The organism is Rhizobium sp. BT03 (genome assembly GCF_030053155.1).
GTDB lineage: Bacteria > Pseudomonadota > Alphaproteobacteria > Rhizobiales > Rhizobiaceae > Rhizobium.
In genome coordinates, this window is record NZ_CP125643.1 from 249,102 (window position 1) to 264,677 (window position 15,576).

Sequence of the window (15,576 nt, forward strand, 5' to 3'; positions counted from 1 at the left end):
TGGTTCGGGGGTGACATGGGCAGAATGAAAGAACTCATGATCGAGTATCGCAATCAAGAAGCGGACTTCATGGAACTTGCCGAACAAATTCTCAAATCTAATGGCTATCAATGGCTCGGCGGCAGAGACCCTGAAAATTACGATCCTGCCGACCAGGTCCCCTACGACTGGAAGATGCGTGGCCCCGACGGCAATGTTACATTGGTTGATGTCAAAATTTATCGGTCGAACCAACTTGATCAAACTCTCGTTTGGAATGGCTTGCAGCAACTTTCGATTGCTGCCTCCTACGAGAATATCCAGCATGTTGCGATCGTGACAAATATCGAACTGTCGCCCGACGTAGTCAGGAGCGGCATGTATGGGCAATACCATTTTGACTTGCTCGATTTCCGTATGCTCAGGGATATGGCGCACTCGGAAGAAGAACTCGATCAACTATATCAAGCCGCTGCCGAATTTCGCGACGAAACCTGGGCCACGCAGCCATTTCGCCCGACACCACCGAAGGACAGCTTCGATGCCGATGAGGCAAAACGGAAATTAAGGGAGTGCCCCGTTGGCGATGGCCCAAAATACGAGCAAGCTTGCGAATATGCCATACGCGGCGTTTTCGCAAATGATTTCAATCCGTGGTCCAGCAAGCAGCACAAGATTGCGGACGGTTTTCATCGGCTAGACTTGCTAGGGCACATCAATTCGCAACAGGACTTCTGGAAAGGTCTTCGATACGATTTTCGAACCCGTTATGTTGTATTCGAGTTTAAGAACTACGCCGAAAGGATCACTCAAAAGGAAATATACACGACAGAAAAATATCTATTTGCCGGCGCATTGCGAATGATTGCAATAATAATTGCGCGGAATGGTGAAGATGCCGGTGCAAAAGCAGCCCGTGAAGGCGCTTTGCGTGAACACGGTAAACTTATTATACTTCTTACAGGCGATGAACTGATCAATATCATTGGCGCGTTCAGGGCAGGTGACGACGTTCATGGTTTGTTACTAAACAACCTACATAACATGCTTAGTGTAATAGGTCGTTAAACAAATAATTCAACTCAAGTGCTTCTCCTGGCCCTGGATTTCGAAGGCGCGAAAAACGCGCAGGGATTGTCCTATGGCCAACTGAGAGAAACGCGTGGCCAAAGCTACACGAGTTGTTCCAGCCTTTCTCGAGGGTTCGGAAAGTTTCGATTTGGAAAGGAGGCTGGAGCGATCACTTCGCCGGTGCGCAACATTTCGAGGGGAGCAACTGAACGCCTGTGCGTGAGGCGTGAGGCCAGTTGCCTTATATATAATACTTGAACGGCAGCTTCGGTTCGCCGGTCCGTGGTGCCGCGAGGATCACGTCGCCCACCGCGTCGGCGAAACGTATCGTCACCGGCAATCGATCGTTATGCAGGCAAGAATTGAAATTGATCTTGGTCAGGCCCATCACGTCCCCGAGAACCGTTTCAAGTTCGCAATCTCCGCGGTGAATGCGGACTTCTATCGGATTCGGCGTCTCTGGCCCTTGGTAGGTATCAAGGCGCGGGGCGAATCCCGACGTCCAGAGGAACGCGCGGCGTTCGTGCAATATCAAGGCCGTTCCGCGGATGACCGGATATCGACCGGGCCGGTATAGCTTCATGCGGTCTTTCGCATCGGAAATCTGCACTCCTACGACATTGGTCCCCGGAGCAGCGGCCTTGAAGCCTTTCCATTCCGGGTCCGCGAACGAGGACTTGGCATGAATGAACAGCTCAGCGGGCGGCTGTCCATCATGCATTTGTTGATATTCGCCGATAACCATCTCAACTAAACTGCTTGCCGCGTCCTCGCTCAGATGAAATTGCTTGGATTCGGAATGAAACCATGGGCCGAGCGCACCGCGAAATACGACGCCTTCACCGCTCGAAAGAAACATCTGGGCGGCGCAACAGGCGAAGCGATCATCGGAACTATTGTCCTGTCGCTTATAGGCGAGGCCGACATAGCAAACGCCGGGTCTGACGTCGGCCAACTGCCATGGTCGTCCACCATCCTTGTAATAGGCGCCGGTCAATATTTTCCAGGCGATCGTTGCAGGGTCCTCCAATCGTCGCAGTGGCTTGCCGATTTTGTTCAGGAAATCGTTAGGCGCCAATGTGGTTTCCCTAACGATCTGAGTGACGATACGGTCTCTGAGCAGACGTGCCTTCAACTGGCGCCTGAAATGGGTGGCATATTGATAGATCTCCGCCGCTTCCAGATCTTCGGGGAAGAACGTCGGCTCCAACATCAAGTCCCTGGCAGCAGACTTGGACAGTTTCACCGAACCGCGGATGCGGTCCGCCTTGGGGACGCTTGATTGGGGTCGCCCGAGCTTGTAGATTTCCTCAGGAATAACCACGAACCAGAAATTCGGAGGTGCCTCCAAGCGATCGGCGGCCGCCACCAGTGGGTCGACATACAGATCCACGGTGCTTTTGATCGCCTCGTTCCTGTTCTCCAGGCGAAGAGCCCGCGAGACAGCCGCGGGGTCGATGCTATCGATGATGTGCCGTGGCTTGTCTGGCCAAGCACTGGCGAAGGCGGCACCATAACCCGGAAACGGCACATGCTGCGGGTCGTCATTGGCGGCGTCTATGACATTGCCGACCGAGCCCATCCACTGCCGGAAGCGAGCGACTCCCGCGGGAGTGCCGATCACGCCGAAATTGATGGGTGCTCGCCCTCCGTCGCCTGGACCGAACAGAAATAGTCCGTCCCGTGGATAGACCATGCGCTGGCCGTAGCGAAACTCGAGCATCGGCTCGAGAACATGAATTGCTCTCAACCTGTCACTCCTCATCTCCGGGTATATCGAAGTCATTCTCGTCATCGAACCCGGCTTCGTCGTCCGAGCTTGCGAGAATGTCGCCCGTTTCCTCGTCCTCGTGCTCCTCGGCAGCGGTGGCCTCCGCCTCCAGCCCGAAAGATACGTCGAACTGGACCGGAGGTACTTCGAGCGCCATGAAAGCATCGCCGCCCATGTCGATGGACAACTCGGTCGCGTCACCGACGAGCCATCCCAGGTAAGCGAGCATCAGATCCCGCCACCGATCATTGCGCCAAGATTTGCACATGGTTCGCCGCATCGTGTGCATGCGCTTGGCGTCACCGACCGTAGACCGACCATCCACCGTAAAGATCACGTGGCCGGAGAGGCGAAAGTGACGGAATGGGGCGGTAGCTGGCCATGCGCTGACTCCATAATGCCAGAACACGTTGCGCGCCTTGGACTGCCCGACGAGTTGCCGGCGCCCGGATAGGCCGTCTTTCCAGGAAAAGGCTTTCTGCTCCACGCCGGCCGCATTCTTGTCAGGCCACCACATGTACCGGCCACTCGCCATTTCCGTGGCCTGTAATCCGGCCTGTCCCAGCCGGCGATCGAAACCTTGTCTCATGAGATCGACGACATGGCGTCGCGCATCATTGGCGTCGATACGATAGCCAGGAGCGCCCCTCGTAAGAAACTCTTCCGTTTCGACTATCCCGGCGATGCTCATCGGGAGACTGTCGCCGAAGTGTTCATGCAGTGCCGGTGGGGAGGCGAAGGTAAGAAAACCGCGCCCCAAGGGCACCACCGGCAATGGGCAGCTCTTTATGGCGCGGTCCTTCGCACCGATCGAGATCCCGCCGGCAAAGTCATAAATCCGCAGGTCCCGCGGCAAGGCTTTCACACGTAGCCAGTTCGATATAAGCTTTTCGCCCGTTTCTACCACGCTCTGTCCGTCCCGCAGGGAGATCTCGCGCCAGATTCGAGAGCGCTCTGAAGCGCCTCGACGGGGTATACCCGCGCCTTCCAAGGTTTCGATCAAGTCACGCAAGCCTTGGGCCCAGCCACCCATGAAGTCGACGCGCTGGGCATGGACCATCTGGAATGAGGACTCGTATTCGGCCGTTCGCAAAGGAATGACGAAGCTGTCATCCTTGATACCCTTACCGGTCGTCAGGGCGATACTGATTTCGTTTCGTACGCCTTGCTTGGCTATACTGACCGGGTTCGAAACGACTAGAACTTTGCCGGCTCGGTGGCGGATCGCGTCTTCAAGGACCACTTCCCAGTTATCTCCGCCTTTTAGGCGGAAGATATCAGCCCAAACGTCATAGCCCATGGCGTCAAGCCGATTGCCCAGCCAGAGCGTAAACGCGTTGTCCTCCGGTGTTGCATGACTAATGAAGATGCTCTCTCGGACAGCATCCGAAGCCACACTAGAATTTGCGATTACAGAATCAGCATTTGTCACTGACACGTCCCCGATTCTGTCAGAACTGAGTGAGAACATATAGAGAAACAATGATGCTGGCAGTCAAGGCCGGGACCGGTGCTGCACAGGGGCAAAGTATTGGCCAGCAACAAAACAATTGGTCATCCGCATTTAGTTAGCAAAAAACCGTAGGAATTTGATGGCTGCATTCTGGTCGCCGACATCAAAAATCCGACAGGCCGCCACCTCGGCCTCATCGAGCCGATGTCGGCGATTGGGGAATCTGAACCGGAAGGCCCTTCTAACAACGGGGTCGCTGGTTCTGATCCCTTCAAGACCTTCATTTGACGATGAAACGGTTTATCCGCTGATGTTGCGTGCAACTAATCTCCTGAATAGCGTAAACCGCGCATCCTTCGACTTCGGCCGTAGAAGTTGGCTAAGGTTACCAATCTTCCGAGCCCCCCAACATCAGCCCTGCTTCGGTGATGAACGGGCAGGGCCGATTACGCCTGTCGGAGAAATCGGATGCGACAAGCAAAACTTTTTTTGCACGAGTGATGCCCACATAGAACAGTCGCCGCGCTTCATCGTACTGCTCTTGGGTGGTGCTCGAAAAATGAGGAAGGTGGCCGTAGTTCATGCTGATCAATGCGACCGCATCGAATTCGCGACCCTTAGAGTTGTGCATCGTAATCAACTTGAGAGCTTTTTCCGGGTTGGCAAACAGCCCCATGTCAGAAATAGCGAGGTTTTCAAGGTCCACGCGATTTGCCCGCATGTCCCGAACCATCTCATCCGCTGACGCTTCAAGGAGCGCTGTCGGCGGGGCCGGGACCCAGCCGTCAGTATACAGCTGCTCCGCGATTTCAGCCGCGATTTGATAAAGCCAAGCCTTTCCACCAGGATGAGCCGTCGCGCAAGCTCGTGCGCGATAGATCAATGCCAGTGCGGTCCGACGTCCCGCATAGCTGAAGACGTCAAACCGCGTCGCGCCCGTGATGTCGCCTATAAGCCTGAAGAGCGCTTTCTCAACGCCTGGAAGGCCGAGAAAATGCTCCGACTCGGCACAGGCCCCAAGTTGTTCGGCCAAGCCGGCGAGCAGGCGTCGTCGTCTATATGGCCTCGCACCCGGCCCGAAAACAGGGATATCAAACTCCCTTAACGCACGCGCTACGGGTATGAGGTGCGTCCACCACGGCGCGAGAACGGCCGCGTTTCCGAGCTCGATACCTTCGTCCTGCAGCATAGGCAGAAAATGCTCGGTGATTGCGTTGAGGGGTTGGGAGACATGAACGTAGGTAACCTTGGCATCAAAATCCTTCGCTTTTCCTTCCGAATGCATGCGAGGATTGGTCGCGATCAAGGTGTGCGCTGTATTGACGACGCCGGGCGCGGACCGAAAATTTGCAGTCAGCGAATAGTCTAGCTCGGCGCCAATCTCGGTCGCAAATTCTTGCGCCAAATCGGGGCGGGCACCGGCAAAGCTCATGATTGACTGGTTGTGGTCGCCGACCATAAAGAATTTCGTGGTCAGGTGGCGGTGCAGCTCGCGAAAAATCGCCAGCTGAACGTCGGTAGTGTCTTGAAACTCGTCGACCAAGAGCCATTCAAAGCGTGCCGCGATTCCTCTGGCAACAAATGGATGTTCGCGCAGAATACGGAGCGAGTAAAAAAGGATCATCGCGAAATCAAGAAAGCCGCGCGCGCGGACGAATTCCCAGTACAAAATGGCGGAATCGCGCGTCACGATACCATGCTCAAAACCGTCACCTGCCGGCTCGCCATGGACGTCGACTCGCAGAGATTCGTAATCGTCGAAGGTTCTTGCCATGGTGGCGCGACCGAAGTGGTCCTCTACCGCCTCTACGATTTGCTCGAAATCCGCGATTTCCCGTGTCAAAACCTTGAAAGTTGGCGGCAACTCAGCAACGAGCCAGCTGTAAGGCCTCAGAATGTGTTGAAGGCAGAACGAGTGGATCGTTGAAACATCGCACTTTTCAGTGCTCGTGTTCGTTCCGTAGACCCGCAGGCGCGATTCAATCTCATCCACGGCCGCATTTGTGTAGGTTATGCAACCGATAAATCGGGGGGATTTCTCGACGGTATCGGCAAGCCCAAGAAGCTTTGCGAGGATCACGCGGGTCTTGCCGCTGCCGGGGCAGGGATCGTGTCCCAGGGAGTGGTGTAGCTGGATTTCATAGCCATCGGTGATTTCCGGTAGGGTCGGGTTGCTTAGAGCCAACCTGAAGGACTCCACCGATGACCGACGACATGATGAACCTACGCTCACTCGTTGAGAAGAGCGCTGACGCCGATTTGCTGCGCGAGATGATCGGCTTTGCTGCCGAGAAACTGATGGCGCTGGAAGTCGGCACGAAGACCGGTGCGGGCTATGGCGAGAAGAATGGCTTTCGACTTGCCCAGCGCAACGGCTACCGCGACCGAGACTGGGAGACGCGGGCGGGCACCGTCGAGCTGCGCATTCCCAAGCTTCGTACCGGCAGCTATTTCCCGAGCTTCCTTGAACCACGCCGTATGGCCGAGAAGGCTCTGACGGCGGTTATTCAGGAGGCCTATATCCAGGGCGTTTCGACCCGCTCGGTTGATGACCTCGTCAAGGCGATGGGCATGTCGGGCATTTCCAAGAGCCAGGTCTCCCGGCTGTGCGAGGAGATCGACGAGAAGGTGAAGGCCTTTCTCGACCGGCCTATCGAGGGCGAATGGCCCTATCTGTGGATCGATGCTACCTACCTGAAGGTCCGGCGTGGCGGGCGCATCGTCTCTGTTGCAGTCATCATCGCCGTCGGCGTCAACACCGACGGCCGACGCGAAGTGCTCGGCATGGAGATCGGCACGTCCGAGGCCGAGGCGATCTGGACGGAATTCCTGCGCAAGCTGACCAGGCGGGGTCTGCGTGGCGTCAAGCTCGTCGTCTCCGATGCCCATGAGGGCATCAAAGCCGCAGTATCGAAGGTGCTCTGCGCCACCTGGCAGCGCTGCAGGGTCCACTTCATGCGCAATGCTTTGGCCCATGCTGGAAAGAGCGGACGGCGCGTCGTCTCCGCCTTCATTGCCACGGCCTTCGCTCAAGACACGCCGGAGGCGGCAAGCACTCAGTGGCGCAACGTCGCCGACCAGATCAGGCCAAAGGTCCCGAAGCTTGCCAGTTTGATGGACAACGCTGAGCAAGACGTACTCGCCTACATGACCTTTCCCAAGCAGCATTGGGCCAAACTTCACTCGACCAACCCGATTGAGCGATTGAACGGCGAGATCAAGCGGCGGACAGAGGTCGTCGGCATCTTCCCCAACGACGACGCCATCGTGCGCCTGGTCGGTGCGCTGCTGCTCGAACAGAATGATGAATGGGCCGTCCAGCGATCTCGCTATATGACCCTTGAGACAATCGCTACGATGAGCGATGATCCACTCATCAGCCTGCCAGCAGCAAGCTGACACTCATCCGGCCCTCTGGGATGAGCCGTGGCCGTCTAAGCTACACCACTCCCTGGGACACGATCGGGGCAGGCGGCAAGCAGCAGGTGTTTTTCCACCTCGACGGCCGACTGCTGCTCCTCGGTCAGCGAGATCATTCTGAGAGCCATTCAAACGCTTGTTGGATGTATTCAGGGAGCTCGTTCGCATGATCGGCAAAACGTGCGGCGACCTGAGCGTAGCGCGCCTTGCCAAATCTCTTGGCGGTGTTCAGCACGGCTCCCCCGAGTTCCACCCGGAGCTTGACTTCATCATCGAGCTGCAGAGATCCCGAACATAGTTTGGCATAGCCGGAGGACAAGGCCTCATGAATTTTCGGTGCACCCAATGCCTCTGCGGCCGCGATGTGCATTGGCAAAAGGCCCTTGGTTGTAAGCTCGCGTTCGAAGGTCGTTGCTCCAAGAAAGACTTGAACAAAATCGTTCTCGAGCGCCATCAGGTCGGGGGCAGAGTCGTCCGGGTTGAAATCAAGCGCGGTAGCATCTGATGGAATGAGATCTGCGTCCGCCACGATCGCGCATTTCTTTTCCAAGGAGCCGTGCGCGAAAAGTTTGGCATAGACGTCGAAGTGAACACCGTGGATCGGAGTCAATGAAATGCCGACACGCTCCAGCTTTACCTTGTGCACACTTTCGATGAGAGCGGGTATCAAGAATAGCTCGGCGGCCCCTTCGACCAGCATGACCTTCCTCGCGTAGAGAAGGCTGCTTTTCGTCGAGTCTAGATAGCGCTCTAGGTCGGAAATTTCGCCGGACGTCAATTTCGCATTCAAGGCGAGATTGCCAGCCGCGATGCTGGCATCGCCTCGTTTTGTGAGCGATACGATTGTCTTGAGGGGAACCTGCGACGTCACATGGGTGCTGTGGCTCGTGAGAACCGTCTGAACGCCGATCGAGTTTAGTGCAGAGATGAGAGAATATTGAAGCTGGGGATGCAGGTGAGCCTCGGGTTCCTCGATAAGGATGAGCTGTCCTGAAGAGTTTCCGCCGGCAATGCGCCGTTTGAGATATTCGATGAGGATCGAGATATAAAGGATGTTGTTCATCCCCAAGCCGTTACGGCCTGGTTCGAACTCCTGGAGAGACGTATCCGACAGGATAAGTTTGAGATTGCGCAGGATGGCCCGAAACGTGGCCGCCGAGAGCCCTAGCTTTGCACCCATCTCGAAAGCTGGACCCGAGACGTCTTTGAAGCGCGAATCGATCGCCTGAGCTACATCGGAAATGGTTTTCGATTTCGCGATCAGATTGTTTGCTTCATCCAGGATCTGGATCAGCTCCTCCTGCTCTTCCTTTGGAATCTCGAAGGACTCGATCAGCTTGATCAATGGCGATTGACGTGGATTGCGCAAATCGCCCTCGACGTCTCGAAGGGCCGGCAGATGGATAACAAGGAACGACTGAAGATCGGCAAATCGCACTGCTTCCCCAACGCCATCTTCGTTCCACTCGAGGTCGAGGAGATCGATCGCCGGGTTTCCTCCTCCGCGGATCTCCCAGGCGTAATCGTCCAGCGTCAAGCTACCGGATTGGATAGCACCGCTCGCGAGTTGCTCGCGAACCCCAGGCTTGGGTCGGAATCGGTAAAAGATCCTCGCGCGGTCGGTGCCCGTCTTCCACGTGCTGACTAGAGCCTCTTCATTCACAATTCCCTCGAAACCTGTCAATTCGACCCCAATTAGGACCTGTGTGGGTATCGAGATATCCACATTGGCGTTGATGTCTTCTCGGAGAAGCGAGCGCAAAGTCGACGGAAGCGAAATATCAAGGCAGATCTGAATGGCCCGCAGAATTGCGGTTTTTCCGGTATTGTTCTCACCTATGATACAGCAGAGATCGTTTTCGACATTGACGTCAAGGCGTTGAAACGTCCGAAAATTCTTAATAACGATCCTTGCTACGCGCACGAGAAGTCCTGTTCCGCCGACTCAGTCCAGCAATTGATTTACCCGCGAAAAGTGTACACCGAGAAGAGCTGGTGCGCGATGCCGCTTTGCTGTAAAACGAAGCTCACATAGTGGCGCTGTTCCAGCGAGCGCGTCACACAATCCCGACGCTTTAAGCTGGTTTACAGCCCGAACCGTTTTCGCATTTCCCCCGCCTTCGCCCACTCGTCGCCGGGCATCCGGTCGATCAGTTCCTTCATTACCCTAGAAAACGCGGCCTTAAGCGTTTCTTCGGTCAGAACCTTGGCGAGATCTGTCGGAAGCAGCGGGCCCATGTCAGTGAAGAAGCCCGGATTGACGAGTTTCTGGAACATGCGCTGCTGCGCCTCGGCTCTGGAAATCGCTACCTCTCCTTTCTCAAGGTAGAGCAGAAAACACTCGACGATCCTGGCCGAGTTCAGCCCCTCGAACACTCTGAGCGCGTAGTCAAGGTCGAACAGATCGCGGCCCTTGTTGCGTTGAAGCAAGGCACGCAGCTTGGTCGCCAGCATTTCTTCCCGAGAGAAGGTCGGGATTGCAGCCGTTCCGGTGAACCACGGATTTTTGACGCCAAACGGAATCTCGATGGGTGGATCGTAAGCTTCACGCTCGCGTGTGTTGATTTCGATCTTGAGTTTTATCGGACCGGGAGAAGCCTTGTCTTCTGCTTCGACAGCGTATTTAAGTTTGGGCGCAACCGGGCTTTGATCGAAACGCGGCTTGCCTAGCCACGAATCGAGAACGTCCTGCAGATGCTCCAGTAACGGTCGGATAGGGCCGGCAGTCGTCCTCACAAGGTCGATGTCTTCCGAATAGCGCAGCGGCTTGGGGAAGTGCAGCTTGTTGAGCGCAGTGCCGCCGCGGAAGCGCAGTTCGTCACGCAGGAACGGATCGGAGAAGATGGCGACAATCGCGCGGCTGATTATGAGATCCTGCTCGACTTGCCGTTGACTTGCCCACGGCACCACACCATTCCAGGCGGTGATGTAGTCCTGCGGTATCATTCGTCGATCTCCGGCGGTCGGCGAACGATCACACGCCAGTGCTCATCGCGTTCGGATGGCGGCGGCGACAGATCTGGATCTCCGGCCTGCTTGGGGTCGAGTTCGACCCATGGCAACGGCCCACGCGGAGATAGCGCTGCAAACATCGCTTCCGCTATCTGCGAGTGCCCCAGCCTCCCAAGTAGATGCCCGAGGCGTTGTGCGACCGCTTTCTCGAGAGCACGCGACAGGGAGGCAAGCTTTTTGGGTTGCAACTGTCCGGCAAGTTCGGAAAGCACCGTAGCAATATTGTCCAGACCAGCCCCGGAATGCGGATAGCGTACCAGGTCGAACGCCGTCAGTTCCGGCGAGGATAACTTCATATATCCCGAAGGCGTCTTGCGGTCTTCGATTCCTGCCGATACCGCTCCCATATCCTTGCGGTATGAAAACACGATCCGCGTTCGCCCAGCCTCAATATCGGGCAGGAGTTTGTTCGTGACGACCTGAAATTCCATGGAGGCCTGGTGGGAGGCGCCATAGGCGGCCGCGGCCGTCAGCAACCCCACATAGTAGGGCCGTTTTTCGTGGCGCATCAGGGCGTCGATATACCACTCCGGCGGCGGCGCTCCCATGACTGCGTGCTGAGGCGGCACAACCACATAAAAGCCGCGCCGGGGTCGGATAAGCTGGCCGCGCCGCTGCAAACGCTCGGCGGCGTCAAGGAATGCGCCCCGGCTGATGCCGATCTCCTGCTGGGCTTCATCCGCAGAAAAAACTCCCCGGCCCGCAGCAAGTAGCCCAGAAGCGTAGGAAGACAGTGTGGGTCGTTCGATTTGTATCATATCTCATTATCCGCTTTTAGCGCGGAAAACTCAATATGATGCCGCAACTGAATCATTCTCGGAAATCCGCCCTTATTGCGGAAAATGCAATATGACTCACTAGCGTAGTTGCCACCAATGCCAGCCGCGGGGTAGATGACCGCCGCCATTTTCTCGAATTTTCTCACCATTCAGATGCTCAGTTAGGCCAGAAGTAGCCATTCTAATAGGCCTGCCAACCGTGGCGATTAATCAGTCTTGAACAAGCAAACCAATCAGTCCGTGCTTGGCTCTCGATCGGCAATCCTGAAACGCGAGTTATTGTCCCGCTTATAAAAATTAGCACAAATAAATGCTGCTGGAACGACAGGGTCGGCGGTCCGAATCCGTTCAAGGCGGCCGTCTTGGAACTGCTGAGCCGTCGATTAGACTCCCGTCCAGGCGTGAGAGCTCACCGCTGCGATAGATCTGCCATCGTCGCGTCCATTAAATTCCGGAGCAAGGTGCTTCGGACCTACAACGTAGAGCACTGCGGTCTAGCCTCCCAACCAATAAGCTTCTTAGGCAAGGAGGTGGCGTCGCGCAATTGTGCGGCGCGTTCGGTTGCGCACTCAAATCGGAGGCCAGGGAACTCGCGTCCCCTGCGCTGGTTTGTCGGGACGAAACGAATGGAGGTCCTTAATGGACAAGGTCATCGACGTCGATTTCCACGTCACCTGGCAATCGCCCGTCTTCGTCCGGATCGGCGACGGCATGCGGGAACGTATTGACGGGCCGGACGCGGCATTGGCGGCGCTTCTCCATCGCTGGCCCTCGACCAGTCAAGCGGGATACGCCGTCGCCAAGCGCCGCTGCGTCGACGCGATCGCGAAGCGCGGCAGCCCGGAGCTTGCCCGCGAGGCTTTCGTGGAAGCGGCAGTCTCGGCTAGGGTGCTGGGATGATAGGATTGGAGCGGCGGCCCGCACGAAGCTTACCACTGTCCGCCGGCCTGCTCTTGGGCCTCGGACTCGGAGGCTTCTTCGACGGCATTGTTCTTCACCAGCTTTTGCAGTGGCATCATATGCTCAGTTCCTGGTACCCGATCACATCGATCGAGAACCTTGAACTGAACACCTTCTGGGACGGCGTCTTCCATTCTGGTACCTACGTCTTCGTGCTCGCCGGTCTCTTCATCCTTTGGCGGTCCGGTCGCCTCGGCCATTTCCGCTGGTCGACGGCCGACCTCGTCGCGACAATGCTCATCGGCTTCGGAGCATTCAACCTGATCGAAGGCATTGTCGATCATCAGGTTCTCGGCCTCCACCACGTCAACGAAACCGCTCCTCGCGGAGAGTTGCTCTTCTGGGACATCGGCTTCCTTGCCTGGGGTGGGGCGATGGTCGCCATCGGCGTAATGATCATGAGGCGACGACATGTCTGAGGTGCTTCGTGAACTCCGCACGGCAATAATCTGGGCCGCGTTCGGTCTTGGTCTTGTCTTCGCGACCCGACCGGTGTGGTCGTTTCTTCTCTTCGGCCCAAACCTCACGCTTGAGCACCTACTCTCATTGCGGTGCTTTGGCCTGCCGACATGAGGCGCCGGTCGAGCGCGCGACCTATCCCTAGCGATCTACGGAGCTCATCCATGACTGCGTATCCTGACCGAAATGGCCTTGATGCCGTACACCGTGCCTCCCGCCATGTCGTCATCGTCATCGTCGGCGGCGGTTTCGGCGGCCTGGCCTGTGCCATGGAACTGGGCAACGCCCCAGATAATGATGTCACGGTCGTTGACCGCCGCAATCACAACCTCTTCCAGCCGCTGCTGTATCAGGTGGCGACCGCCGCCCTGTCGCCGGCGGACATTGCCGAACCGATTCGCAAAACGCTTGCCAGGTTCAAGAACATCAACATGATCATGGCAGAGGTCGTCGGAATTGACCCGCGGTTGCACAAGGTGTCACTTTCTGATGGCGACCCGCTTTCCTACGACAAGCTCGTCATCGCCACCGGCTCCGATTACAACTATTTCGGCCATGATGAATGGCGGCAGTTCGCGCCCGGGCTAAAAAGCATTCATGAGGCGCGGCATATCCGTCATCGGCTGCTTCTGGCCTTCGAAAAAGCAGAGCGAGCGAAGAGCGAGCCAGAGAAACAGGCATTGCTCACCAGCATTGTCATCGGCGGTGGACCAACGGGCGTCGAAATGGCCGGCGCCATCTCCGAACTCGGTCGCTTCATGATCAGCCGCGACTTTCGGAACCTCCAGCCCTACAATCTGAAAGTGATACTCGTGGAGGCGGGACCACGGATACTCGCCGCCTTTCCCGAACATCTTTCTGCATACGCCAAGTCCTATCTCGAGAATATCGGCGTCGAGGTCCGCACGGGCAGGCGGGTGATGGATATTCGCGAGGATGGGGCCGAGATCGAAGGTGAGTTCGTCCCCGCCGGATCGATCATATGGGGCGCGGGCGTCAAGGCGTCCCCCGCCCATTCATGGCTCGGGATACCCGGACTGGCGGGTGGCCGGATCCCTGTCGATGATCATCTTCGTGTCCTGGGGTTCGACGACATCTACGCCATTGGAGACACATCTGCGCTCACCGGGGCGGACGGGAAGCTCCTGCCAGGTCTAGCGCAGGTCGCCAAGCAGCAAGGCACATATCTCGGAAAAAGCCTGCGAATGGGCAAAGCCGTTTCAGGTTTCAAATTCAAGAATCGCGGTAATACGGCGGTGATCGGTCGGAATGCCGCCGTCTTCGACTTTGGAAAATGGACGTTGAAAGGCAGGGCGGCCTGGCTGCTTTGGGCGCTTGTCCATGTCTACCTCCTGATCAACTTCGAGAAGCGCCTTCTTGTCGCCATCCAGTGGGTAGGGCGGTACCTCACGCGGCAACGCGGCGCGCGGATCATCGATGAGACGGCTGAGGGAGCCGATGACGGTCCCGGCGCGGAGCCTCATCACATCGACGATAACCACGACGATTGTCACATCGCTGATGTTGATCGGAGTTTACGGCCATCGAACAGAACGCACAGTCGTCGAGGCTATTAGCCTCAGAGGTGCCTTGTAGACTTTACGCTCAATCGTTTCTCACGCCGACAACCTAAGTCCAATTGTCTGCATCACACAGCCTAGAACGTTCACCCATAGCAAGAGTCGAACCAGCCCTATCGTCATAACAACCCATCAATAAATGACTATACAGATATCGTGCCGGTTGTATCCACAGACGGACTGCTGCCAATCGAACCTACCCAGCCACGGCTGAGCCACTGAAGTTCCACAAATACCTCTTACGCCACCGACAGATCAAGCCGCCTGAGTGGCCCTCTCGGATGCTTACTTCTGTTCTTCCATCTCTTCATCGACAATCGAGCTGACGAGGGCAACGACCCGGCTGCGCACACGCGGGGAAAGGAGCAAAACGTCGTCTATCAGACGCCGTCCCTCCGCCGTGGAAATGTAGGCAATCTTCTCATCGATCTCTGTTATGATTTGCTGGCCCTGAGTGGTTTCGGGATCTGGAAGGCCTTCGAAAAACCTCGAAACAGGGATCTTGAGGCAATTGGCAAGCTCGTAGAGCATCGAAGCGCTGACGCGGTTCTTGCCGCTTTCATATTTTTGTACCTGCTGCAAACTGACCCCGATGCCGGCGCCGAGATCCCCTAGGGATACATTCGACTGCATTCGGCGGATACGGATTTGCTGTCCGACATGCCGATCAACTGGATGCACCAACTCGCGCGCTAAATTCGACTGTTCGGCTTGCGCAGGCCTCGAAGTCCGGACCTGTGCTGCTGCATAGCGCTTCATGGTGGACACCCCGATGGAGAGTTTCACGCGGTGCGCCCCCGCTGAAAACTCGCTAAACCCACTGATCGGGGAGTTGGAAACCGTACAAGACGGTCCTGTGGCCTTTAGTTCCGAGGAACCTGGACATACGCCACAGGCTCCTCGACCGAAGGTCAAGGAGTGTGGTGTCGAATCGGCCGACACCAACCGCTTGTAGGGGTTTCCACACCCCAAGGCAGCGCGTACTGCCTCGCTGCGAAACCTAGTTGAAATCCGCCCGCCGCGCAACCGAATGCTTCACAAGATTCAATGGCTTCGCTCTTCCAACGCTGCACGAAGAGCCTCGGCGCTTTT

General features: G+C 56.7%; 12 protein-coding genes. 5 read left to right on the top strand and 7 right to left on the bottom strand.

Translation table 11 applies throughout. From position 1 onward, the window contains the following. Positions 1-24 precede the first annotated feature (24 nt). The gene (locus QMO80_RS28530) at positions 25-1,047 is read left to right on the top strand and encodes a hypothetical protein (protein WP_123876245.1); all 1,023 of its coding nucleotides are present in this window, start codon (positions 25-27) and stop codon (positions 1,045-1,047) included. 244 nt (positions 1,048-1,291) lie between these two features. On the opposite strand, the gene QMO80_RS28535 is transcribed toward QMO80_RS28530, so the two are convergent. From QMO80_RS28535 to QMO80_RS28545, 3 genes are all read right to left on the bottom strand, one after another. Continuing rightward, positions 1,292-2,800, bottom strand: a complete 1,509-nt coding sequence (locus tag QMO80_RS28535; RefSeq protein WP_082240375.1) for a hypothetical protein — start codon at positions 2,798-2,800, stop codon at positions 1,292-1,294. Between the two features lie 4 nt (positions 2,801-2,804). Then, positions 2,805-4,217, bottom strand: a complete 1,413-nt coding sequence (locus tag QMO80_RS28540) for a toll/interleukin-1 receptor domain-containing protein (protein ID WP_012489404.1) — start codon at positions 4,215-4,217, stop codon at positions 2,805-2,807. A 442-nt stretch (positions 4,218-4,659) separates the two neighbouring features. Then, on the bottom strand, positions 4,660-6,459 hold the full coding sequence (locus tag QMO80_RS28545; RefSeq protein ID WP_283201242.1) for a UvrD-helicase domain-containing protein: 1,800 nt from the start codon (positions 6,457-6,459) through the stop codon (positions 4,660-4,662). A 17-nt stretch (positions 6,460-6,476) separates the two neighbouring features. Between QMO80_RS28545 and QMO80_RS28550 the strand changes: the two genes are divergently transcribed. Further along, entirely contained in the window at positions 6,477-7,673 is a 1,197-nt protein-coding gene (locus tag QMO80_RS28550) for an IS256 family transposase (protein ID WP_283197540.1), read from the top strand. Between the two features lie 133 nt (positions 7,674-7,806). Here QMO80_RS28550 and QMO80_RS28555 read toward each other — a convergent pair whose 3' ends face one another. From QMO80_RS28555 to QMO80_RS28565, 3 genes are all read right to left on the bottom strand, one after another. After that, complete coding sequence (locus QMO80_RS28555; RefSeq protein ID WP_012489406.1) at positions 7,807-9,618, bottom strand: ATP-dependent endonuclease; 1,812 nt, start codon at positions 9,616-9,618, stop codon at positions 7,807-7,809. Positions 9,619-9,779: 161 nt separating this feature from the next. After that, a complete protein-coding gene (locus QMO80_RS28560; protein ID WP_012489407.1) occupies positions 9,780-10,640 on the bottom strand; it encodes a nucleotidyl transferase AbiEii/AbiGii toxin family protein in 861 nt (286 codons plus the stop codon). Continuing rightward, positions 10,637-11,464 (bottom strand): type IV toxin-antitoxin system AbiEi family antitoxin, encoded by an 828-nt coding sequence (locus tag QMO80_RS28565; protein WP_012489408.1) that lies wholly within the window; start codon positions 11,462-11,464, stop codon positions 10,637-10,639. The genes QMO80_RS28560 and QMO80_RS28565 overlap by 4 nt, the downstream gene beginning before the upstream one ends. A gap of 660 nt (positions 11,465-12,124) precedes the next feature. Between QMO80_RS28565 and QMO80_RS28570 the strand changes: the two genes are divergently transcribed. From QMO80_RS28570 to QMO80_RS28580, 3 genes are all read left to right on the top strand, one after another. Continuing rightward, positions 12,125-12,385, top strand: a complete 261-nt coding sequence (locus QMO80_RS28570) for a DUF982 domain-containing protein (protein WP_041684018.1) — start codon at positions 12,125-12,127, stop codon at positions 12,383-12,385. An 86-nt stretch (positions 12,386-12,471) separates the two neighbouring features. Further along, positions 12,472-12,864, top strand: a complete 393-nt coding sequence (locus QMO80_RS28575; protein ID WP_237350510.1) for a DUF2243 domain-containing protein — start codon at positions 12,472-12,474, stop codon at positions 12,862-12,864. A 204-nt stretch (positions 12,865-13,068) separates the two neighbouring features. Beyond that, positions 13,069-14,481: an NAD(P)/FAD-dependent oxidoreductase gene (locus QMO80_RS28580; protein ID WP_012489411.1), complete on the top strand. Its 1,413-nt coding sequence runs from the start codon at positions 13,069-13,071 to the stop codon at positions 14,479-14,481. Positions 14,482-14,769: 288 nt separating this feature from the next. On the opposite strand, the gene QMO80_RS28585 is transcribed toward QMO80_RS28580, so the two are convergent. Next, positions 14,770-15,243, bottom strand: coding sequence for a helix-turn-helix domain-containing protein (locus tag QMO80_RS28585; RefSeq protein ID WP_041684019.1), 474 nt, complete (start codon positions 15,241-15,243; stop codon positions 14,770-14,772). Positions 15,244-15,576: the final 333 nt, after the last annotated feature.

Coding starts and splice junctions, on each gene's coding strand:
- QMO80_RS28585 (WP_041684019.1), bottom strand. CDS start 15,243: ATGAAGCGCTATGCAGCAGCACAGGTCCGGACTTCGAGGCCTGCGCAA.
- QMO80_RS28530 (WP_123876245.1), top strand. CDS start 25: ATGAAAGAACTCATGATCGAGTATCGCAATCAAGAAGCGGACTTCATG.
- QMO80_RS28560 (WP_012489407.1), bottom strand. CDS start 10,640: ATGATACCGCAGGACTACATCACCGCCTGGAATGGTGTGGTGCCGTGG.
- QMO80_RS28550 (WP_283197540.1), top strand. CDS start 6,477: ATGACCGACGACATGATGAACCTACGCTCACTCGTTGAGAAGAGCGCT.
- QMO80_RS28580 (WP_012489411.1), top strand. CDS start 13,069: ATGACTGCGTATCCTGACCGAAATGGCCTTGATGCCGTACACCGTGCC.
- QMO80_RS28565 (WP_012489408.1), bottom strand. CDS start 11,464: ATGATACAAATCGAACGACCCACACTGTCTTCCTACGCTTCTGGGCTA.
- QMO80_RS28570 (WP_041684018.1), top strand. CDS start 12,125: ATGGACAAGGTCATCGACGTCGATTTCCACGTCACCTGGCAATCGCCC.